Origin of the sequence: Novosphingobium hassiacum (assembly GCF_014196055.1) — a bacterium.
GTDB lineage: Bacteria > Pseudomonadota > Alphaproteobacteria > Sphingomonadales > Sphingomonadaceae > Novosphingobium > Novosphingobium hassiacum.
Genome location: NZ_JACICY010000002.1, coordinates 494963 through 517135, shown reverse-complemented (window position 1 = coordinate 517135; position 22173 = coordinate 494963). Strand labels below are relative to the sequence as shown.

General features: G+C 62.0%; 19 protein-coding genes. 4 read left to right on the top strand and 15 right to left on the bottom strand.

Annotated features, from left to right (window positions below; translation table 11 throughout):
• Positions 1 to 3: 3 nt before the first annotated feature.
• The 4 genes from GGQ88_RS07205 to GGQ88_RS21765 form a co-directional block, all read right to left on the bottom strand.
• Positions 4 to 3195 carry an efflux RND transporter permease subunit gene (locus GGQ88_RS07205; RefSeq protein ID WP_183612430.1) on the bottom strand — a complete coding sequence of 1064 codons (3192 nt, stop codon included), beginning with the start codon at positions 3193 to 3195 and terminating at the stop codon, positions 4 to 6.
• Positions 3196 to 3257: 62 nt separating this feature from the next.
• The gene (locus GGQ88_RS07200) at positions 3258 to 4580 is read right to left on the bottom strand and encodes an efflux RND transporter periplasmic adaptor subunit (protein ID WP_183612429.1); all 1323 of its coding nucleotides are present in this window, start codon (positions 4578 to 4580) and stop codon (positions 3258 to 3260) included.
• A gap of 220 nt (positions 4581 to 4800) precedes the next feature.
• The gene (locus tag GGQ88_RS07195) at positions 4801 to 5400 is read right to left on the bottom strand and encodes a TetR/AcrR family transcriptional regulator (protein WP_183612428.1); all 600 of its coding nucleotides are present in this window, start codon (positions 5398 to 5400) and stop codon (positions 4801 to 4803) included.
• A 606-nt stretch (positions 5401 to 6006) separates the two neighbouring features.
• The gene (locus GGQ88_RS21765) at positions 6007 to 6267 is read right to left on the bottom strand and encodes a transposase (protein ID WP_221214571.1); all 261 of its coding nucleotides are present in this window, start codon (positions 6265 to 6267) and stop codon (positions 6007 to 6009) included.
• A gap of 313 nt (positions 6268 to 6580) precedes the next feature.
• On the opposite strand from GGQ88_RS21765, the gene GGQ88_RS07185 reads away from it, so the two are divergent.
• The gene (locus GGQ88_RS07185; protein WP_221214539.1) at positions 6581 to 6886 is read left to right on the top strand and encodes a putative quinol monooxygenase; all 306 of its coding nucleotides are present in this window, start codon (positions 6581 to 6583) and stop codon (positions 6884 to 6886) included.
• A gap of 13 nt (positions 6887 to 6899) precedes the next feature.
• Here GGQ88_RS07185 and GGQ88_RS07180 read toward each other — a convergent pair whose 3' ends face one another.
• From GGQ88_RS07180 to GGQ88_RS07170, 3 genes are read right to left on the bottom strand one after another with little or no spacing between them, the layout of a single operon-like run.
• The gene (locus GGQ88_RS07180; RefSeq protein ID WP_183612426.1) at positions 6900 to 7793 is read right to left on the bottom strand and encodes an alpha/beta fold hydrolase; all 894 of its coding nucleotides are present in this window, start codon (positions 7791 to 7793) and stop codon (positions 6900 to 6902) included.
• The gene (locus tag GGQ88_RS07175; RefSeq protein WP_183612425.1) at positions 7790 to 9739 is read right to left on the bottom strand and encodes a flavin-containing monooxygenase; all 1950 of its coding nucleotides are present in this window, start codon (positions 9737 to 9739) and stop codon (positions 7790 to 7792) included. The genes GGQ88_RS07180 and GGQ88_RS07175 overlap by 4 nt, the downstream gene beginning before the upstream one ends.
• 13 nt (positions 9740 to 9752) lie before the next feature.
• Complete coding sequence (locus tag GGQ88_RS07170) at positions 9753 to 11510, bottom strand: N-acyl-D-amino-acid deacylase family protein (protein ID WP_183612424.1); 1758 nt, start codon at positions 11508 to 11510, stop codon at positions 9753 to 9755.
• A gap of 172 nt (positions 11511 to 11682) precedes the next feature.
• Here GGQ88_RS07170 and GGQ88_RS07165 point away from each other — a divergent pair, with 172 nt between their 5' ends.
• Positions 11683 to 12336 carry a TetR/AcrR family transcriptional regulator gene (locus GGQ88_RS07165; protein WP_183612423.1) on the top strand — a complete coding sequence of 218 codons (654 nt, stop codon included), beginning with the start codon at positions 11683 to 11685 and terminating at the stop codon, positions 12334 to 12336.
• Positions 12337 to 12342: 6 nt separating this feature from the next.
• Here GGQ88_RS07165 and GGQ88_RS07160 read toward each other — a convergent pair whose 3' ends face one another.
• Complete coding sequence (locus tag GGQ88_RS07160; RefSeq protein WP_183612422.1) at positions 12343 to 13725, bottom strand: spinster family MFS transporter; 1383 nt, start codon at positions 13723 to 13725, stop codon at positions 12343 to 12345.
• 184 nt (positions 13726 to 13909) lie between these two features.
• Between GGQ88_RS07160 and GGQ88_RS07155 the strand changes: the two genes are divergently transcribed.
• A complete protein-coding gene (locus tag GGQ88_RS07155; protein ID WP_183612421.1) occupies positions 13910 to 14719 on the top strand; it encodes an enoyl-CoA hydratase-related protein in 810 nt (269 codons plus the stop codon).
• A 9-nt stretch (positions 14720 to 14728) separates the two neighbouring features.
• On the opposite strand, the gene GGQ88_RS07150 is transcribed toward GGQ88_RS07155, so the two are convergent.
• Together GGQ88_RS07150 and GGQ88_RS07145 are read right to left on the bottom strand one after the other, a co-directional pair.
• The gene (locus GGQ88_RS07150; RefSeq protein ID WP_183612420.1) at positions 14729 to 15472 is read right to left on the bottom strand and encodes an enoyl-CoA hydratase/isomerase family protein; all 744 of its coding nucleotides are present in this window, start codon (positions 15470 to 15472) and stop codon (positions 14729 to 14731) included.
• Between the two features lie 37 nt (positions 15473 to 15509).
• On the bottom strand, positions 15510 to 16709 hold the full coding sequence (locus GGQ88_RS07145; protein ID WP_183612419.1) for an MFS transporter: 1200 nt from the start codon (positions 16707 to 16709) through the stop codon (positions 15510 to 15512).
• A gap of 225 nt (positions 16710 to 16934) precedes the next feature.
• Between GGQ88_RS07145 and GGQ88_RS07140 the strand changes: the two genes are divergently transcribed.
• Positions 16935 to 18185 (top strand): amidohydrolase family protein, encoded by a 1251-nt coding sequence (locus GGQ88_RS07140; protein WP_183612418.1) that lies wholly within the window; start codon positions 16935 to 16937, stop codon positions 18183 to 18185.
• Between the two features lie 18 nt (positions 18186 to 18203).
• Here the strand turns inward: GGQ88_RS07140 and GGQ88_RS07135 are convergent, their stop codons facing one another.
• From GGQ88_RS07135 to galU, 5 genes are all read right to left on the bottom strand, one after another.
• Positions 18204 to 18524: a putative quinol monooxygenase gene (locus GGQ88_RS07135; RefSeq protein WP_183612417.1), complete on the bottom strand. Its 321-nt coding sequence runs from the start codon at positions 18522 to 18524 to the stop codon at positions 18204 to 18206.
• Positions 18525 to 18554: 30 nt separating this feature from the next.
• The gene (locus GGQ88_RS07130; protein ID WP_183612416.1) at positions 18555 to 19325 is read right to left on the bottom strand and encodes a DUF2889 domain-containing protein; all 771 of its coding nucleotides are present in this window, start codon (positions 19323 to 19325) and stop codon (positions 18555 to 18557) included.
• Positions 19326 to 19360: 35 nt separating this feature from the next.
• Complete coding sequence (locus GGQ88_RS07125) at positions 19361 to 20293, bottom strand: electron transfer flavoprotein subunit alpha/FixB family protein (RefSeq protein ID WP_183612415.1); 933 nt, start codon at positions 20291 to 20293, stop codon at positions 19361 to 19363.
• On the bottom strand, positions 20293 to 21039 hold the full coding sequence (locus tag GGQ88_RS07120) for an electron transfer flavoprotein subunit beta/FixA family protein (protein WP_183612414.1): 747 nt from the start codon (positions 21037 to 21039) through the stop codon (positions 20293 to 20295). The genes GGQ88_RS07125 and GGQ88_RS07120 overlap by 1 nt, the downstream gene beginning before the upstream one ends.
• A 173-nt stretch (positions 21040 to 21212) precedes the next feature.
• Positions 21213 to 22106 carry a UTP--glucose-1-phosphate uridylyltransferase GalU gene (galU, locus tag GGQ88_RS07115; RefSeq protein ID WP_183612413.1) on the bottom strand — a complete coding sequence of 298 codons (894 nt, stop codon included), beginning with the start codon at positions 22104 to 22106 and terminating at the stop codon, positions 21213 to 21215.
• Positions 22107 to 22173: the final 67 nt, after the last annotated feature.

The window sequence follows — 22173 nt, the reverse complement described above, 5'->3', positions numbered from 1 at the left end:
CCATTATTCTGCAGGTTCGATCAAGGCTGGGCCGGGGCGCCTGCCATCCGAACGGTTGCGCAGCCCGGCGATACGATCACCGATCGTGCGAGTGACGACGTAGAATGTGGGCGTAAAGATCAGGCCGAAGCCGGTAACGCCCAGCATTCCGAAGCAGACCGCCGTTCCCAGCGCCTGGCGCAGTTCTGCACCCGCACCGGTGGCGACGACGAGTGGCACGGCCCCCAGGATAAAGGCAAAGCTGGTCATCAGGATCGGTCGCAGGCGCGTGCGCGCTGCCTCGATAGCGGCTTCTGCGGCGGACAGGCCCTGAAGCGTTTCACCCTGACGCGCGAACTCGACGATCAGGATCGCGTTCTTGGCAGATAGCGCGATCAGCACGACAAGACCGATCTGTGTCAGGATGTTGTTGTCCATTCCGCGCAGGTTGACACCGACCATGGCTGCCAGCAGGCACATCGGCACGATGAGGATGATGGCCAGAGGCGCGATCAGGCTTTCGTACTGTGCGGCCAGAACGAGGAAGACCAGCAGGACCGCAAGGCCGAACACGAAAATGGCGGTATTGCCGGTGTTCGCCTGCTGAAAGGCGATACCCGTCCATTCGGTCGCGTAGCCCTGCGAGACGGTTTCGGCGGCCACTTTCTCCATCGTCAGCAGCGATTTTCCGGTCGACCCACCCGGCGCAGTGTCTCCATCAATGGCCACCGCCGGCGCAAGGTTATAGCGCGTGACGCGGTAGGGCCCGGTCGCATCGGTGAACGTGGCCACCGATCCCAGAGGCACCATCGCGCCTGACCCTGAACGGGCATGGAGGCTGGCGATATCACTGACATCTGCACGATAAGGGGCGTCTGCCTGTGCAGTGACACGATAGGTGCGACCCAGAAGATTGAAATCGTTCACGAAGGCACTGCCGAGGTAAATCGACAAAGTATCAAAGATGTCAGACGGCGCGACGCCCAGCATCTGCGCCTTGTCGCGATCGATCTCTGTCTTGACGCGCGGCGTGCTGGTGTCGAAGAAGGTATACACCCCGGCAAGACCCGGCTGTCGATTGGCCTTGGCGATGATCTTGTTGGCCATCTCCTGCATGGCTCGATAGCCCTTACCTGACGTGTCCTGCAGCATCAGGCGAAACCCGCCAGCCGAACCAATGCCCTGGATCACGGGCGGCTTGACGATCATGAGGCGCGCTTCGTTGATGTCCGCGGTGGCCTTTTGCGCTTCTGCAATGATTGTATCGACATCACGCCCGGCGGCCTGCCGTGTCTCGAAATCGTCGAGCACCCAATATGCGGCGGCAGAACTCGCCGATTGGGTCTGAGTAGTCCCATCGAAGCCCGAGAGCATGACCGCGCCTTTGATGCCATCCACCTTCAGCACGCGCTCTGCCACTTGCTTCATTACTGCATCTGTCCGCGTAGTGGCACTGCCAGGCGGCAACTGGATAACGCTCTGGAAATAGCCCTGATCCTGCTGCGGAATAAAGCCGGTCGGGGTAAGCGCGAGTGTAAGGGCGGTCAGACCGATCAGCGCTGCATAAACGGTCATCATCCGCCGGGGCATGGCCACCAGGCGCGCTGTCAGTCTTGCATAGCGATCGCTGAACCGGTCGAACATCGTGTTGAAACGCGTTCCTGCCGCGTCGATCAGGCGCTTCCATCGGGGGGCATCGGCGCGCGGAGCCTGATGTGGGCGCAAGAGCATGGCAGACAGGGCAGGAGACAGCGTGAGCGAAGCGATGAGCGAAATTACAGTCGCGGCTGAAATGGTCACCGCGAACTGCTTGTAGAATTCGCCGGTAAGTCCGCCCATGAACAGGGTGGGGACGAACACGGCGCAGAGCACCAGGACGATGGCTATCAGGGCCTCGCCCACCTCGTTCATCGATTTGCGTGCTGCATCGCGCGGGGAGAACCCGGCCGCGAGGTTGCGTTCGACGTTTTCGACAACGACGATGGCATCGTCCACCACGATGCCGATCGCAAGAACCAGTCCGAACAGCGAAAGGTTGTTCAGCGAATAGCCCGCAGCTGCCAGCACGGCGAAAGTGCCGACAAGTGATATGGGAATCGCCAGCACCGGGATGATTGAAGCGCGGGCCTTCTGAAGAAAGACAATGATGACCAGCACGACGAGAACGATGGCCTCGACCAGCGTGTGCAGCACGGCATCGATGCTTTGCGAAATGAACTCGGTGGGATTGTAGACGATCCGGTACTCAAGGCCCTGCGGGAAGGACTTCGACATCTCATTCATTGCTGCCTTGACGCCTTCGGCGGCAGACAGCGCATTCGAGCCGGGCTTCTGGAACACGGGCAGGATGACCGAATCCAAATCACTGAGATAAGCAGAGGTTGCATAGTCTGCCGCGCCGATTTCGACACGCGCGACGTCATTTACCCGGATCTGGCGACCCTGCTGATCGGTACGGACAACAACCTGGCCGAACTGCGCTGGATCGGTAAACCGCCCCTGTGTCTCTACGTTGAGCTGGAACGCGGCTTCTGGGCTAGGCTGTTGCCCCAACGTACCGGCGGCAACCTGGACGTTCTGGGCGCGCAGTGCCTGGACGATGTCGTTTCCGGTAAGGCCCAATGCCGCCGCGCGGCCTGGATCGATCCATACCCGCATCGCCAGTTCGCGCTGTCCGAACAGCTGGACATCGCCGACGCCATCAAGCCGTGCGAGACGATCTTTGATCCGGGTCTGCGCATAATTGGACATATAGGCGCGATCGAGTGAGCCGTCGGTCGATACGAGATTCACGACCATGAGAAAATCAGGCGTGGTCTTGCGCGTGACGATACCCTGCCTGCGCACTTCTTCCGGCAGACGCGCCTCAGCGATGGCCACACGGTTCTGAACAAGCACTTGTGCCTCATCAAGGTCCGTGCCGGGCTTGAAGGTGACCGTGATAGTCATACGGCCGTCGCCGGTCGATTCACTCGACTGGTAAAGCATGCCGTCGATGCCATTGATCTCCTGCTCGATGGGATTGGCGACCGTATCGGCAACCGTTTCGGCCGAAGCGCCGGGATAGACGGCACTGACCGTAACTGTCGGCGGAACGATGTCGGGATATTGGCTTACGGGTAGGAAAAAATAGGCAATCGATCCGACAAGCGTGATCAGAACCGCGATGACCCCGGCAAAGATCGGGCGGTCGATAAAGAAATGGGACATGCGCATCGGGCAGACTCCGGTGGACAGACTCCGGGCGCGCTCTGGAATCGCGCCGACAGGAGCTAAGATCAGTTAGCGATGGTGGCCGACGCCGCGCGGGTAACGGCAGTGGCGCTATCTGCGGGCCGGGGTTGGGTTGCTGCCACCGAAATCCTGCCTGCCAGTGCGCGAACTTTTTGTCCCGGGTTGGCCATTTGCACGCCCTGAATGACTACGCGATCGGTCGACTTAAGACCCTTTTCGATGACGCGAAGTCCACCGACCTGAGGGCCAAGCTTGACCGGACGAGAGGAGATCATGCCATCTGCGCCCACCACCAGAACCTGCTTCGTCGTCTGATCGGTGGTGATTGCCGCGTCGGGAACAAGAAGCGCGGCTTTTGTACCGCCACTCGCCAGACGCAACCGGCCGAACAGGCCCGGCGCTAGCAGACCTCCGCGGTTATCGACGATCGCACGGGCACGGATCGTCCCGGATGAGGCATCAAGGCCGTTGTCGGTGAAATCCAGCCGCCCGTGCCAGCGATAGTCAGCTTCATCCGCAAGGCGGATTTCAACAGCGCTGCCATTTTCAAGGCCTTCGCGCCCGGCCTTGAGGTAGAGCGCTTCCGAACCGGTGAATTCGAAGTAGACCGGGTCTACCGCATTGATCGTGGTGAGCAACGTGGCCGTCGCGCCGCCACCGCCTGAAACGAGGTTGCCCGCATCGATCCGCCGGTCAGATATACGGCCGGAAATTGGTGCCCTGACGGTGGTGAACCCGACATCGATCGAGCGCGCTTCGACTGCCGCACGTGCGGCATCCAATGCCGCCCTACCATTGCGCACTTCGGCGCGGAGCCGATCAATCTCCGTTGCCGCAACCGCATCTTCGGCAACGAGCCTTTGGGCACGTGCAAGATTGACCTGAGCTAAGGCAAGGCCGCTGGCTGCACGGGCGACTTCTGCCTGAGCTTGCGCCAGCGCTGCTCGAAGTGGTCTGGCGTCAATCGTGAAAAGCGGTGCGCCTGCGGATACATATTGTCCATCCGTGAAGTGAATGCGGACGATCTGGCCCGAGACCTGCGGGCGAACCTCGACGCTTTTGGTGGCCCGGAAGCGGCCGACGAATTCGTCCCATTGCGTGACCTGCTTCACCAGCGGCACTGCTGCCGTCACCACCGGAACCGGCAAGGCGGCAGGGGCGGGTGTGCCGCCCTGCAACACCCACCATTCGGCGCCGATGACGACAGCCAGGCTCAGGCCAAGGACGGCACGCGGGCGGCGCTGGGCAGTCGGCTTGCGCTCCGCAGACACGCCCGAAGGTTCGGACAACGCTGGAAACTGTGTGTGATCTGTATCCGCCCGGGCAGGAGCGTAGTCGTCGTAACGATCGAAAGGTGTATCGAGCATGGGTCGGTTCCCCGCATTTCGCGGACGAGAGTGATCGCTTCCGGAAGCGTGAGCTTCCGAACTGGTGAATTACGGCTTTGCAGATGAGGCGCATGCGCCTGCCATGCAGGAACGACGTTACTCGCCCTGACCGCTATATGTACTGATTAGTATAAAATTCTGGCCGCAGGTCAAGCGTTAATTCTGTACCGCTCGTTATTTTTTTCGCACTGCAGCAAAATCAGCGCGACGGCCAGGCTGCCATGGCTGCTTCGACGACTTCAAGCAGTTCTGCGCGCGTCGCGCCTGCTTGAGCCTGCACCGAGATTCCTTGCATGACGGCAAGAAGATACCGAGTGATGACATTTGCCTTGGTCGGGACGACGAACTCACCCTCCATGATCGCGCGCTCCATGCGTTCGACGATCAACTGCTTTGCAGATTCGGCCCGGCGATTGACATCGTCCCTGATCGAGGGTTCCACCGCCTGACACGCGACTGAGGCGATCACGCCCATGCAGCCACGGCTTTCGCTGCCTGTGGCTGTGTCGACGGACCCTTGCAAAAGGTTTTCTGCCACGGCTCGCGCCGTAGGTTCGCGCATCGCCTCCCCGATATAGGCCTGCTTCTCACGCTCATAGAGATCAAGTGCCTGGCGGAACAAGGTCTCCTTGTTGCCGAACGCGGCGTAAAGGCTGGGGCGGGTAATACCCATGGCCTCTGTCAGATCGCTGAGCGAGGCGCCCTCGTAACCTTTTGCCCAGAACACGCGCAGGGCCGCCGCCAATGCGTTGTCTGCGCAAAATTCACGCGGGCGACCGCGGGTGACAATCTTTTCCATACTGATAAGTATAGAAGGCGTCTTGGCGATTTGCAAGGTATGGGCAGACGCGTCCGATCATAGGATCGAACGGTGCCGTTGAGACAAACTTCGCTCGTCAACCGGAACGTCTGCGCTGGCGCGATGCGCGCAGAGAATATCGGCCGCACAAGACCTTGGTCTGCGTGAAGAGGACATTGAGAATCAAGAAGCTGACGCGGCAATTTGCTGATCGCTCACGCGAAGGACCTTCAAAATAGAAGAAGGAAGGCTTGAACCGCCGCACCTTTCATCAGATGGCCAGATCAGGCTGCGCGTGGCAGTACTGCCACGCGCAGCCTTTTCGATAAACTGACCAAGTATGCCGCAAGCACGTCGAAAGATTCGGAGCTAGGCAACCACGTTTTAGATGTGGGGAAATGTGTTGGGAAGCCTTCAAAAAATCATAAAAATAATGTTGTAGATCAGCACAATAGTAGAAAATTTTGGATCCCTGCCTCGCCGGTGGATCACCTCTGTCTTGCAGAGGCCGTTGATCGTTTCGGCCAAGGCGTTGAGGCTCCTATATTTGTCAAGCACCGGCCGAGGCGGTTTCCGGGCGACACAGGTGAGCGAAGATTTCGCGGACTATGTAGCTTTTGAGGCAGCGGATGATCTCGCGGCTGCTCTTGCCGTCTTTCTTACGTTTGCTGACATAAGCGAGAGTTGGCGGATGGTTGCGCATCCGTACGATCGCGACGCGATAGAGCGCGGCATTGGCTTGTCGGCTGCCGCCGCGATGAAGCCGGAAGCGGTTGGTTTGCCACTCGATGCAGGGATTGGACAGACGCCGCAGAGCTTGGCGAGCGCGGATTCGGAACGGATCCGGTTAGGATCGCCGCCCAGCAAAATGGATGATCGCTCTCGTGGTCCAGCACCATGCGGACTGCCCGTTCACGGACCTCCGGTGCAAATTTGTTCGTCGTCTTGCTCATCGTGGACCCTTCCTCTCAGGAGTTAGGGCCTCCGGCAATCCTGGGGCGGTTCACAACGGCTGTGTCGCAACCTGTTTCGACAACTGCTGCAAGGCCTCATGTTGCTTGCCTGCAATCAGTCCAAAGTTTGCTTTCAGGTGTCTTGTGGCATTGTCTTGTATTTCCACGCTGGTGAGTGACCGTAAGCGTAATGCCCCGATGACCTGTCCCTTTTTGGTGGAGCAACGATGATGCCTGGTGTAAAAGTTACTTTCACACTGAAGCTGAAGCCCGAAGCGATCGACGGGTTCTGCGGTGCGCTTCCAGAAATGATCAAGGACACGGCCAAGCGTCCCGGTTTTCAGGATCTCCAGATCGTCCGTCATGCCACCGAGCCTGCGATCATGTTCATCGAGACTTGGGACAGCGAACAGTCCTATCATGACTACATCGCGTGGCGCACCGAACGTGGAGAAATGGACGGCATGGCCGCGGTGCTTGCAGGCCCTCCGCAACTCGATTTCTGGCCGACGCTGGTCGCCGCTGCCGGTTGACCCGGCACGCCGGTTAATTGCCGCATGCGGTGAGCGTCAGGACGGCGTCGGCGAAAGCTGACGGCGCCTCCTGGGGTACGTTGTGGCCCACACCGGCAAGCGAGCGATATTGCCATTCGCCCGGGAAGCGTTCGCGCTGGGTGGCGATCGCTGCGGGCAACAGTCCGGCCGCGCCATAGAGCGCGACCGTGGGGACGGTGATTGACGGCTGTTCGCGCTCCAGCCTTTCGGCGAGGTCACGCAGGGCTGGATCGCCTGCAACCAGGCCTGCCCGGTGCCGGTAGGAATGCAACACAACTTCGACGAAGTCCGGGTTGTCGAGCGCTTCGGCAGAACGGGCAAAGGTCTCGTCGTCGAAGGCCCATTGGGGTGACCACAGCTTCCACAGCAGGCGGCAAAAACCACGGCGGTTTGTATCGAGCATTGCACGGCCACGCTCGGTATGCAGGTAATACTGATACCACAGCACGTGTTCCATCTCTGGCGAGAGGGGATGCGTTACCGGTGGTCCGAACAGGTTGTATCCGCCACAGGTGACGAGGCCGCGAAACAGATCGGGCCGGATCGCCGCAGCTACGCAGGCCGCACGCCCGCCCCAGTCGTATCCGGTGACAAGCGGGCGATCCAGCCCGAGCGCCGTTACAAGGTCGATCAGATCGGTGCCGAGCGCGGCCTGCTCACCCGATCGCGTGGCGGCGTCACTACGGAAACGCGTCGGTCCGAAACCGCGAAGATAGGGCACGATGACGCGAAAGCCCCTGCCGGCGAGTATCGGAGCCACCGCGTCAAAGGCTCGTGGCGAATAAGGGAATCCGTGAAGCAGGACTACTGGTATGCCTCCGACAGATCCATGCTCTTCATAGGCCACATCGAGAACGGGCGTTGCAATGGTCCTGATCGCGGTCATGAAACGGCCTGCTGTCCCTGATCGAGGTGATAGTCTGCCAGATCGGCGTGACGGATCGAAGCATATGTCTGCGACGGCCGCATCGGATTGTTCACGACCTGCCGTCCATGTTCGTTGAGGTAGTAGGATTTGATCCCGTCCATCCCCCAGATGCACTGATCCTGCGCGGCATCCAGCCGGTCATTGTAGGCATCGAACACCTCGCGCCTGCATTCGATCGTGCGATGACCACCGGCTATGGTCTGGACGATGCAATCGAGGCTGTAGCGCGCCCAAAGCTCGATCCAGGCGAACAAACCGCCCGAACGCGCCTGCATGTTCGGGCCATAGATAATGAACATGTTGGGGAAATCGGGCATCGTCACGCCAACATAGGACCGCGCGCCATCCTTGGCCCAGGCCTGTTCGAGCGTCACGCCCGCGCGCCCTGTATAGGCGACCGGCCAGAGATAGCGCTCGGCCTTGAAGCCGCCGGCCACTACGATCATGTCAAGTTCGTGCAAACGTCCATCAGCGGTCATTATGCCGCGCGGCTCCATGCGTTCGATAGGTTGCGTGACCAGATCGACGTGCGGCTGCTTCAACGCGTCGAACCAGCCATTATCGACCACCAGACGTTTGGCGAAGGGCGGCCAGCTAGGCATCAGCGAGGCGGCAAAAGCCGGATCGTCGGGAAATTCGGCGATGATGTTCTGGCGGATGTTCTCACGCAGGAGATCGTTCTTACGGTTGATCTGTCCGCCCTGCGCCTGCCATTCCGGATCGATCTGCTGGAGCGCGCCGTCATCGGCATACAGCGTGTAGAATACGTTGAAACAATGCCAGTTCCAGTAATGTGGCACGTTGTCCATCAGCCACTGGAATGCGTCCGGAACAGGGTCGCGATAGTGGTCCATGCGCGAAACCCAGTGTGGCGAACGCTGGAACACCGAGACGTGCGATGCCTTGCGCGCGACCGCTGGCATCAGCTGCGCGCCGGTGCAGCCGACCCCGATCACGCCAGCGCGTTTGCCTGCATAGTCGTAGTCGTGCGGCCACTGCGTGGTGTGAAAGATGGGGCCGGCAAACTCTTCGATTCCGGGAATGTCGGGCATGTTGGGCGCGTTGAACAGACCCGCCGCGCTGATCAAGAAGCTGGCGCAGAGCGTCTCGCACGACCCATCGGCAGCGCGGAGCGCTACGTCCCACTTTGCGGTTTGCTCGTTCCAGCTGGCATCGGTCAGTTCGGTTTCGAAGCGGATATCCGGTCGAAGGTCGAACTCGTCGGCCACACCGCGCAGGTAGTCCAGCAGTTCGCCTTGGGTTGCGTACCAGTGCTTCCACGGGTGATTGCGGGTGAGCGTGAGCTGATAGTGGTGGCTGGCGATATCGACGCGGGCATCCGGATAATCATTCGTCAGCCATGTGCCGCCGACATCGTGGTTGCGCTCGATCACCGTGAAGGCGATGCCAAGCCGCCGCAAGTGCGCGGCAGCGACGAGCCCCGCCGCACCGGCACCGATGACGATGACGTTGTAGCCAGCGACCGTTTCGGCACTGGGGCGGTCGGCAGGCCATTCCACCCCGCGCGGAAACGGCGTGAAATTGGCCTCCTCCTTGCCGAAGCTGAAGAGATAGTCGTTGACCGGTTCGCCGACCATATTCTCCATCAGCCGGTGCAGCATCGCATCGTCGGGCGCCTCGCAGAGGCTCGTTTTGCCCGAACGCAGGAAAGCGAGCGCCTTTTCGCGGACGAGGTCGTCATAGGCCGGGTCCAGCACCGGTACTTCATAGGCACCGGCCCAGAACGAGGCCTTGATCACCGGCAACAGCGCCAATTCCTCGTCCCCGGTGGCCTGATACAGCGCAATACGCAGGACGTTGGTCGTTGCCATGGCGAGTGCATCGCGCGCGGCGACCTCGTCGAATTGACTCGAGGCGATGTCTTCAGTGGTGGTCGTCGTCATGATCGCGCTCCCTTTAAGCCATGACCTGGCGGGATGGCGCGGCCTGCCGCCCGCGCACGAGCTTTCCTGACAGCTGACCTGTCGGCACGCCGTTGCGGTAGGTTACGTGGCCGTTGACGATAGTGGCGACATAGCCTTCCGCCCGCTGACTCAGCCTTCTGCCGCCCTTTGGCAGGTCGTGTGTGACGCGCGGCGAGGGCAGGCGCATCGCAGCAAGATCGAGCAGGTTGATATCGGCAGCATAGCCCGGTGCGATGACTCCGCGATCATCGAGCCCGACCGCTTTGGCGGTATCATGGCTTAGGGCTCGGATCACTTCGGGCACGCCGATGCGTTCGCCACGCACGCGGTCGCGCACCCAGTGGGTCAGCAGGAACGTGGGGTAGCTGGCATCGCAGATGACTGCGTAATGCGCGCCGCCATCGCCAAGCCCGAGGACGATGTCGGGGTGGCGCAGCATTTCAAGCGCGACATCGAGGTTGCCCGCCGCGTAGTTGGCAAAAGGCATGTAGAGCGCAGGCTCGCCCCCGTGAGCCACAAGAATGTCGTAGGCCAGGGCCTCGGGCGTGATACCGAGCGCAGCGGCACGCGCTACGATGGAGCTTTCAGGCACCGGTTCGTAGTCAATCGGATTGCCGATCTCGTACATGCCCTCGAAACGGTTGATCGTGGCGGCTACCGGCAGGTGGCAATCGACGGGGCCTTCGGTCAGGATGCGCGCCCGCCGCGCCGGATCGCGCAGCGCGGCGACGCGGTCAGCCATCGGCAGATCGGCAATTTCGCGGTAAGAAGGCTTGAGGAAGAACGGGTGGGCCGAAAGGTCCAGTCCGAAGATCACGCCAATGCCGCGCGGCAGGGCCTGGGCGCAGACATTTGCCCCGCTGGCGTTGGCCTCGCCCACCTTGTCCATGATCCTGCGCCACAGATCCGGATCCGAATGGATCTGCGCAATCGGCAGGGTCAGCGGCTGGCCTGACGTGCGGGCAACGCGAGAGAGAATGCCGAATTCTTCGTCCAGCGACCTTGTGCCCCCGAAATCGACGGCCACCTGCAGCACGCCACTTCCTGGCTCGCCCATGGCTTGTGCGATCTCGAGCAGTTCGGCCTCTTCGGCATCCTGCGTGCAGATCGGCTCACCGTTGGCACTGCGGTGAAACAGGCTGCGCGATGTGGCAAAGCCGATCGCACCTGCTTTCATCGCTTCGGCGGCGATGCGGGCCATCGTGGCGCGGTCTTCCGGCGTCGCCACTTCGCCTGCGCTGGCGCGATCGCCCATGACATAGAGGCGCAAGGGCGCGTGGGGCAGGTAGGACGCCATGTTGACGTCGTGTGGCCTGCTTGCCACCGCATCGAGGAACTGCGGATAGGTTTCCCATTCCCAGGTCAGACCTTCTGCCATGACGACCTCGGGGATATCCTCCACGCCTTCCATCAGCGTGATGAGGCTGTCCCGGTCTCGTTCGCGGCAGGGCGCAAATCCGACGCCACAGTTGCCGAAGACGACGGTGGTGACGCCATGTTCGCTGGCCGGTGACATCCGGGATTCCCAGATCGCCTGCGCATCGAAGTGGGTATGGATATCGAGGAAACCCGGTGTGACGAGCAGGCCGGTGGCGTCGATCTCTTCCCGTCCCCGGCCAAGGACAAGGCCAACCCGCTCGATCTTGTCGCCAAGTACGGCAACGTCGCCCGGAACGGGTTCGCCGCCCAGCCCGTCGGCGATCAGGCCATTGCGGATAACGATGTCGTATTCGGTGGCCTCAAGCGCCATGGTTAGTCTCCCGGTGCGCCTTCAGACCTGTTCGATGGCAATGCTGGGCATTGGCTTCGCGGCTGGCTTGGCGCATTCATTGTGTGGGATGATGGTGCGCGCTGGTCCGAGGGGCGTCGAGAGCCCAAAATTGGCCGCTTGCACAATAAGGGATGCGTTTGCAGCTACAGTCATGACCAGTAACAGCGGACATCCTCTGAGGCCGCGTGGTCGACCGCGCCGGGATCGGCGGGAGGATGTTCCCGAAACGCTGATACGCGCGCTGGAGGATTTGCTGGCCAATCGACCAGCCGATGCCCTGACCTTGCGCGACATCGCGGCGGCGGCAGGAACATCACCCGAAATGGTGCGCTATTACTTCAACGGCAAGGAAGGCCTGATCGCCGCCTTGCTGGACGAGTCGCTGGTGCGGGTACGCGACCGGCTCGATGGTCTGACGGCGGATCTGGCCCGTGCCAAACAGGATCACACGCGGCAGATTGTTGACTGCCTGAGCGAGATCTACTTGCGCGAGCGTCTTGCCGGCAAGCTGTTCAACGCCGTGTTCGTTCACGACCGGGCCGGTCGGCGGCTTGAGGACAGGGCAGGACGACCTGACACGATCGTTGCCGCCTTGCACGCGGTGATCGATGACCTGAAAGAGCGGGGGCATTACCGGCCGTCTGTGGACACCGGGCGGGCGGCGATCATGATTATGTCCTTGACCGGGTGTCCTGTACGCCTGCTCGAAACGCTCGATCAACGCTGGATCGACGAAGGCAGGCTTGGCGATCCGCAATGGAACGCGGACGTTGCGGCGATGATCGAAAGGTTCTGCTGCCCCTGAACGCGGTCAGGCGCTTTGCTGGCGATAGCGGCGCGCGACCAGCATGAAGTGTACGGCAGCCGCCAGCGGCAGCAGGCTCATCGCCACCAGCGCCATTTCCATGCCGTGCGCCATGGCCGGGGCGCAGCCGGATTGCGGGGTGGTGCCTTGGGTGAGGCAGGCGCGCACGAACCCTGCGGAATCAAGGCCAAGCCTGCCCCTTGCCCAGAAATCGCTGAGTGCGCCGAGCAGTGGCGGACCGATGCCAAGGCCGACGAGGTTGGTGACGAGATAGTAGATCGACGTCACCGTCGCGCGGCTGCGTTCTTCGGCGAGCGCGTGGACTTGTGCAAAGGCAGGCGCAACATAGCCATAGATCGCAATCATCCCGAAAAAGCACCCGGCGACGGCGAGATGAAGGTCGTGCGAGAGGATACCGCCGGCGATAAGGGCTGGCGCGGGCAACACGGCAAGAGCCGCCAGCATCGCCAATCGGGCAGGACGGCCCATGGCCCAGCGATCACCCAGAAAGCCGCCGACCAGCGTGCCGATACCGCCGCCAAGCCCGCCGACCAGACCGGTCAACAAGCCAACTTGTGCCAGTGGCAGGCCATAGCTGCGCACCAGCAGGGCGGGTAGGAAGGCAGCAAGGCAATAGCCGACAAGCACGACTAGCGAACCGCCCCAGACGAGATGTCTGAAGGCAGAATTGCGCACGAGCTTGCCCGCTACCGCGCCAAACGAAGGAATGGCTGCTGCCTTGCCGAGCACCGCAACCTTGCCGGCGGCGCGCGTCGGATCTCTTAGCCAGAGCAGGATCAACGCAACCAGCACGAACCCCGGAATACCAAGCATCAGAAACGCGTTCCGCCAGCCCATCTGTCCGGCCAGCCAGCCCGTGCCTGCTGCGCCAAGAAACGCGCCGAGCGGCGCACCGAGCGTGTAGATCGCGATCGCTGTCGATCGGCGTGTTTCGGGAAAGTACTCGGCGATCAGTGAATGTGACGCCGGATTGCCGCCGGCCTCACCGATGCCGACGCCCATCCGTGCAATGAACAGGCCGGCAAAGCTGCGCGCCTGCCCGCAGGCCATGGCCATGATCGACCATACGCCGACGCACCAGGCCAGCAGCCTGACGCGGTCACGCCGTTCGGCCAGGCGGGCGAGCGGCAATCCGGCCAGCGAATAGACAATGGCGAAAGCGGGGCCGATCATGAGGCCGATCTGCCAGTCGGTCAGCAACAGTTCCGCCTTGATGCGGTCCTGTACGACGCTGACGGCGGTCCGATCGACAAAGCTGATAGTGTAGGCGGCCGTCAGCAGGGCAAGCGCGACCCATGCATCCCTGCCCACTGCGCCCGACGCTGCAGGCACGGCCAGTCGGCAATCGAGGGCAGCGTCGTGATCCATGCCCGCCGTTCTGCCAGCGCGCGGAGGGGCTGCATAGGGTAAGACTTGACTGGACCTGCACCCGATACTGCGCCGGGACTGCCATCGCCAAGGCTCCACCATACTTTGCCGGGTAATTGGACTAGATGCGTCGGCTTCACCGGCTTTGCGTCGCCAGCCGCGTAGCCCAGCTTACGGATCTGCCATGTCGCCTGAAACTTCCCCATCGTTCGAGAACATTGCCTTCTGCGTCCAAGCGGGGATCGCCCGGCTGCGCCTCAACCGCCCGGCGTTTCTTAATGCCTTGAGCCGCCCGCTTCTGACCGAGTTCCGCCGCGCGCTCGACATCGTGGAAAGCGATACTTCGATACGTGTTCTGGTGCTGAGTGGCGAGGGCAAAGGCTTTTCCAGCGGCGCCGATCTTTCCGCCGGCTCGTCGCCCGTGGGGTCGGACGGGTTCGATGCCGGGGCCGTGCTCGAAGAACACTACAATCCCATCATGCAGCAACTCTTTGCCCTGCGCGTTCCAATCGTCTCTGCCCTGCGTGGCCCGGTGGTGGGCGCGGGGTGCATGCTGGCGCTGGCGGCAGACGTCGTCGTCGCCTCGCGCACGGCCTATTTCCTCCAGGCTTTCGTCAATATCGGTCTGGTGCCCGATGCCGGAAGCAGTTGGTGGCTTCCCCGGCTGATCGGCGCTGGCAGGGCTTCGGCGATGATGATGCTGGGCGAACGCATTCCGGCCGAAAAGGCAGCGCAGTGGGGCATGATCTATGAAATGGTCGAGGACGAGGAGCTTGACGCGCGGGCCGACGCCCTTGCCGAGAAATTCGCCGCAGGCCCGACAGCTGCCTATGCGCTGACCCGGCAAGCCATAAGGCAGGGCATGACCGGCGACTTCCCTCAGGCTCTGGAGCGCGAGCGCGTCAACCAGCGCGCGGCGGGCAGGACCGGCGATTTCGCAGAAGGCGTTGCCGCCTTCCGCGAAAAGCGCAAGCCTGGCTTTACGGGACAATAGGCGTTTGCCTCATCGTGCCCGGAACGCTGCTGCGGCATCGGGCGCGTCAGTTCCGGACATCAACGCTGCGCTGACGCGGGCTTCGACCGCAAGCCCTGCGTCAAGCGCCAGCGCGGACCCTTCGTCCACCGCCTGCCGCGCTGCGCGAATGGCCGCCGGATGACGCTCTGCCAGCGCGCCTGCGCGCTGCATTGCCAGAGCGAGTGCGCCGCCCTGTTCCGGGGCCAGCCAGTTGACAAGGCCGATCGCTTCGGCCCGCTCGGCCGTTATGGGATCACCAAGGCACAGCAGTTCTAGCGCGCGACTGTTGCCGATCAGGCGCGGTGCCAGCTGCGTGCCGCCATAAGATGGAATGACGCCCAGCTTGATCTCGGGCAAGCCGAGTTTGGCCCCCGGTGCGGCGACGCGGAATGTGCATGCCATCGCCAGTTCCATCCCGCCCCCCAGCGCCCAGCCTTCGATCGCGGCGATCGTGGGGAGGGGAAAGCCTGTAATGCGCAAGGCAAGCCGGTGCATCCGGGCGATGCGTTCGTCGCGGTCGGGCAGAGCTTCCTTGAGATCTGCCCCCACCGAAAACACCTTGTCCGATCCGGTGATGACCACAACGCGTGCGTCGGGCAGGCTCGCCACGGAATCGAGCGCCGCATCGAGTGCGTCGAGAAGTTTGCCTCCCAGGGCATTGAGTGCGCCGGGGCGATCGAGGCGGATCACCGCGACGCGGCCGTCCAAAGCAATTTCTGTGTTTACCGGCATTCTTTGCGCAACTCCATCTAGTGGTCGATCGGTATGTTCAGGCGTTGACCTGGCGTGCAGACATCGCCCGCCCCAGGCGCCCGCCAATCAAAAGAAGGATGACCGCCACGACAAGTGTGGCCGAGACCGCAAGCAGGGCAGGGCGGTAGTCGACAAGCTTGACATAGACGTAGCCAACTGCCGGTGCCGCAACGAACAGGAAGGGCAGCTTGATGGCGAAGCTGTATCCCATCGCCGTGCCTACCCTGGCCGCACCGAATATCTGTGCCATCGCCGCGCCATGCAGTGTGGTCAGCGGGGTTGTGGCAGCGCCCAGCAGGGCGGCGATCGGCACGAACGCCACTGGGGGCATGGTTCCCAGTCCCGCCCAGCAAAGGCATTGAACCAAGCCCGATAGCGCCAGGGCACGCGGCGCGCCGATGCGGTCTGCCAGCCATCCGAAGAACGGCACCCCAACAAGACCAGCGCCCATATAAGCAGAGAACATCAGCGCCGATGCGGAAACGCTCAAGCCTTCGGCCTGGGCATAGGGAATTGCATGAACCGTGAAGGCCGTGCCGGTGCCGGCAATCACGGCAATGCCAAGTGTGATAAGCCAGAAATCGGCGCGCGAAAGCATCGTCTGATCCGGCTTGCCCGAACGGGGGGGGGGGGGGGCTGCCGTGGTTCCTGTGCCTTTGGGCAAGGCCAGCAAGACCAGCAGGCTGATCGGCAGCAGGCACAATGCCATCGCCATATACACCCCGTCCCGTCCCAGTGCCGGGAGAATGGCGGTCACCAGCCAGGGACTGACGAACAGGACCACGGGCAGGTTGACCATCGCCAGGAACTTGCCTGACTTTGCGGGAAAAAACTCTGCGGCGATGGCGACCGGCCCAAGTATGGCTGCCATGGCGGCGCTGAAACCAAGCAACGCCCACATGGCCAAGGCCACAGTAATGCTCGTGGTCAGGCCAAGGCCGCCAAAAGCCACGGCGGCAGACAGCGTTCCAATCAGAATCGCGATCCGGGGCGTGATCCGCCGTACGACCTTGCCCATGAGCAGCGCGGAAAGCCCGGTCGTGGTCGCCACCGCGCTCATTCCGAACGAGATGGTGTCACGCGCCACGGCAAAAGCCTGCTCGTTGCTCGACAGCATCGCTCCGAAGGTGCCGTAAATCAGGCCCAGCGTAAGGTTGTTGGCAAGCATGCAGACTACGACTGTCCGAAGTCCGCTACTTGAGGCTGCGTTTTGCATGGTCTCTCCCGCGACCGTTTATCTGATTTGTCAGTATTTCACGGATGGCCCGACACACGAAATGGCTTGGCCGCGTTTGCGTGTCTCGGGTGGCAAGGCCCCATGACCGGGGGTGATTTGAGCGCTATCATACGAAATAATTCAACGATCGCAGAAAAGTTCGCGCTTTATCGTTGGTGGTTCGTGGCCGATGAGTGCAGTCATTAGAAATTGGGAGAAAAGACAATGGCATCGAACAGCGAGATCGTCGCCAACCCTGCCAATGCGTGGCGGCTGGATGCACCAAAAGTGGAAGGCTGGGGGCGCGACGTGCGGCCGGGTACGGACAAGCACTTCATCGTCTCGGTCGATACGCACATGTCGCCCCCGGTGAAGCTGTTCCACGAACGGATGGATGAGAAGTACCATCACCTCCTGCCGCGCATCGAAAAGCGCGAGGATGGCGAACGCTACATCGTGATGCCCGGCGCGCGTGACGAGCGGCTGATCGTTGCCGATTTCGAAGGTGACGATCTGTTGCGCTCGACATCTGGCGCTGACCTGCTGTCGAAGGATCTCGACAGCGGCGTCATTACCGGCCTGCCGCGCATCGCCGATCAGGATCGCGATGGGGTGGACGCCGAAGTGATCTTTCCGAACGGCGCCGCGCTGCTGATGTGGTCATCGCGCAATAACGAAATGGTCGATGCCCAAGCGCGAGTTTGGAACGACTGGGCGATGGAACAATGCGCGCCGTTCCTGCATCGTTGCAATCCCACGGCTGCGATCTGCACGGCCGATATCGACCTTGCGGTGGCAGAGATCGAGCGTGTCGCCAAGCTGGGCTATCGTATCCTGGCGCTGCCAAACAAGCCCATCTTCGGTGAACATGATGTCAACGACATCAACTATAACCTGCCCGTGTTCGACCGCATGTGGGCGGTAATTCAGGACCATGATCTGGCAATCACCTATCACGTCTCGACCGGGCGCGATCCGCGTGCCGCGCGCGGCAACGGCGGCGCGATTATCAACTACGTGTGCCACTCGCTGTCGCCAACGATTGAACCGATCGTCAACATGTGTGCATCGGGCGTGTTCGAGCGGTTCCCCGGTCTGCGCGCGGCCACCATCGAGGCTGACGCCGGCTGGGTGCCGTGGATGATGCAGAAGATGGACGAGGCCTATCTCAAGCACCATTTCTGGGTTCGTCCCAAGATGAAGAACCTGCCCAGCGAATATTATCGCAGCAATTGCTTTGCCTCGTTCGGCGAGGACAAGGCCGCAATGGCGCTGGTCGAGGAATTTGGGCTCGAAGACAACTTCATGTGGGCCAACGACTATCCCCACCATGAAGGCAGCTGGCCGTTCTCGGCGCAGGCGCTTTATCGCACGCTTGGTAACGGGTTGCGCGAGGAAACACGCGCCAAGCTGCTCGGCCTTAACGCAGCCAAGGCGTTCCGTTTCGATGTTCCGGAGCGCTATCGTACGCAATAGCGCTCAGCGCCAAGGCCTTTACTGCGCGCCGGTGGCAAGTGCCGCTGGCGAGGCTTCCTTGGAGATGTAGATATGCATCTCCGGGGCCTTGCGTGATAGAGAGCCGATGGCTTTTGCAAAATCGCGGGTTTCCTGCAGCGCAAAGTGCGTGAGCAGCGCACCGGCATCGGCCCATCTTTCAAGCACGACAAGCAGGTCGGGTTGTTCGATGTCGTAGTGGCAATTGTGTGCAAGGCAGCCGGGTTCCGTGCGCGATCGCCGGGAATGGCTGACACATTCCGCTTCGATTGCCGCCCGATTGGCCCCGTCTGTCTGGACCCGGCCAGTGACGATGATCATCGCTGCTTTCCCCCTTTTACTCTTGCACGATCAGCGGTTTGTGGAATCCTTGTAAAGGCCGTTCAATAGCGACTCCGGATCATGCGAAAAATCGCGGCCCATGCCGGTCAAGCCGATCGCTGTATCGATGCGTTCAGGCCCATAGCCATAACAGGCACCTGACACGTTCTTGCGATATCCCTCCGAAAGCGGCCCTTCGATCAGCTGAAATCGCCGCGCACCGACCATGAAGAAGCCCTTGCTGAGGATAAGACATTCCTCGACCTCAAGGTCGGGCAATCTCGATTCCGAGGTGAGCCAGCGCATCAGTCCGGCACTGGTCGATTGTCCGGCAAGATGTGGCGGCGCGGCAATAACCTGACCATCAACCACCCAATCCTGCACGACTTCTCCGTTGCGGGTCAACGTGCCGCGCAGTGCGCCCGACACGGCATCGGGAATGGCCACTTCGTAAATCCATTCCACATTGCCCCGGTTGGCGTGGCGCAGCGCCAGCCACGCGATGTCGAGCATGTGTGTGCAATTAAGGCGTGCTCGGCCACCGGCGAAGACATCCTTCGTGGTGGTATCGATGGACATGCCGACCATTGCCTGAAGCGGTGCACTTGCGCCTGGACAGACCTGCAGCGTGTACCGGTGGAACGCGGGCTCTATCGCCGTCACGACCTGTCCATCGTGGCGAAGGGTGCAGGTCATGTCATGGCGCATGTCGACAATTGCTGCGTCCACCCTGCCGGGAGATCCGCTCAGGCGAATGGCCCGGCGGGTCACGCCACTGCCCCAGTCCTCAGCTGCACGCATGTAGTCGGTAGGACGTCCTCGAGGTGCAGAAGCGCTCACAGCTTGCCGGTCAGTTCCGGCACGAGCGTGAACAGATCACCCACCAGGCCGATGTCGGCGACCTGGAAGATCGGGGCGTCGTCGTCCTTGTTGATGGCGATGATGGTTTTGCTGTCCTTCATGCCCGCAAGGTGCTGGATCGCGCCCGAGATGCCGACCGCGATGTAGACTTCGGGGGCGACGATCTTGCCGGTCTGGCCGACCTGGTAGTCGTTGGGCACGAAGCCTGCGTCGACCGCAGCGCGGCTCGCGCCGATGCCTGCGCCGAGCTTGTCGGCCAGCGGGGTGATGATCGCCTCGAAGGTCGCGGCGTCCTTCAGCGCGCGGCCGCCCGAGACGATGATCTTGGCGCTGGTCAGTTCCGGGCGCTCGGACTTGGCGATCTCGGCGCTGACGAACGTGCTGAGGCCTGAGTCTGCGGTTGCCGTGACGTCCTCGACGCTGGCTGATCCACCGGTCGCTTCGGCCTTGGCGAACGCAGTGCCGCGCACGGTGATCACCAGCTTGGCGTCGCTGCTCTCGACCGTGGCGATGGCGTTGCCGGCGTAGATCGGGCGGGTGAAGGTCTTTGGCCCTTCGACCGAGAGGATCTCGGAGACCTGCATCACATCGAGCAGCGCGGCGACGCGCGGGGCGATGTTCTTGCCCGTGGTCGTGGCAGGCGCGACGAAGGCGTCGTAATCGGCCATCAGGCCGGCGACGAGCGGGGCGACGTTTTCAGCCAACGCGTTGGCGTAGGCCGCGTCATCGGCTTTGAGCACTTTGGCAACGCCGGCGATCTGCGCGGCGGCCTGTGCGGCAGCGTCGCATGATGCGCCTGCGACCAGCGCGGTGACTTCACCCAACTGGCTGGCGGCAGTGACGGCGGCGAGTGTGGCATCCTTGACCGATGCGTTGTCGTGTTCGACCAGAACGAGAACCTTGGACATCAGGCTACTCCCATTTCCTTGAGCTTGGCGACAAGTGCGTCGACGTCGGCGACCTTGATCCCGGCGCTGCGCACCGGCGGTTCGGTGACCTTGAGCGTCTTGAGGCGCGGGGCCACATCGACGCCGTAGTCGGCCGGAGCCTTGGTCGCCAAAGGCTTGGACTTGGCCTTCATGATGTTGGGCAGCGAGGCATAGCGCGGCTCGTTGAGGCGCAAGTCGGTGGTGACCACTGCGGGGAGCGCCAGACGCACGGTCTGCAGACCGCCGTCGATCTCGCGCTTGACCACGATCGCGTCGCCTTCGACCGAAATCTCGTTGGCGAAGGTGCCCTGCGGGCGGCCGAGCAGCGCGGCGACCATCTGGCCGACCTGGTTCGAATCGTCGTCGATCGCCTGCTTGCCGGTGATGATCAGCCCCGGAGCCTCTTCATTGGCAAGACCCGCGATGATCTTGGCAACCGCCAGCGGCTCGACCTCATCCTCGCACAGCACCAGCACCGCACGATCCGCACCCATCGCCAGCGCCGTGCGCAACGTCTCCTGCGCCTTCTGCGGCCCGACCGACACCGCCACGATCTCGGTCACAACGCCCTTTTCCTTCAGGCGAATGGCTTCCTCGACCGCGATCTCGTCGAACGGGTTCATGCTCATCTTCACATTCGCAAGATCGACGCCCGAACCATCCGCCTTCACCCGAGGCTTCACGTTATAGTCGATCACCCGTTTTACGCAGACCAGGGCTTTCATTGCATTTGCTCCCGACATGAATGTCCGATGCCGGACGCCTGCGCGCCCCGCCATGCCGTGGCGGATGGCGCGGATTGACGGTGGTGTCCACGGTAAACTTGCAAAGGTGCAAAGGGCAACTTTGCAGTTTGAACCGCGCCGGGATGATCTGCGTCAGGTATGTGGCGAAGCGATCATGCTTGTGCGTCGAGCAGGCGGCGCATGATCGCGCGAACATCGTCGGCCATATCTTCGCGCTCGAGCGCCAGGGCAAGCGTCGCCTCGACGAACCCGGTCTTGCTGCCGCAGTCGAAGCGGCGACCGGCAAAGGTCACGGCGTGGAACGGCTGTTGCCCGATCATCCGCGCCATCGCGTCGGTCAACTGGATCTCGCCGCCCGCACCCTTGCCCTGATCTTCGAGCGTGCGCATGACTTCGGGCTGGAGGATGTATCGGCCCGAGATGATCAGGTTCGAGGGCGCATCCGCGACCTTCGGCTTTTCGACCAGGCCGGTGACTTCGGTCAGGCTGTCGGACACGCGCGCGCCGGGCGCGATCACGCCGTAGCTGGAGACGTCTTCACGCGGGACTTCAAGCACCGAGATGAGGTTGCCACCCACCTGGTGGTAGGCCTCGACCATCTGCTTCATGCAGCCCGGCGATCCGACCATCATTTCATCGGGCAGGAAAATGGCGAAAGGTTCGTCGCCGACAACCGCGCGGGCGCACCAGATCGCGTGGCCCAGGCCCATCGGCACCTGCTGCCGCACAGTCACGAGATTGCCCGGCTGGATGCGGGTAGGGTCGAGCACTTCGAGTCCCTTGCCGCGTTCCTGCATGGTGTGTTCGAGTTCGTAAGCGGTATCGAAATGTTCGACGATCGCGGTCTTGCCGCGCCCGGTCACGAAAATCAGCTGCTCGATCCCGGCTTCGCGCGCCTCATCGACGGCGTACTGGATCAGCGGCTTGTCGATGACTGGCAGCATTTCCTTGGGGATGGCCTTGGTCGCGGGAAGAAAGCGGGTACCGAGCCCCGCCACAGGAAAAACGGCCTTGCGGATAGGCTTGCGTGGGGTCGTGCCGGACATCTTTTCCCTTTTTGCCAAAGCAGTGCTGCTCTTGATGATGCAATGCACAATTCTCGTGACGATTTGT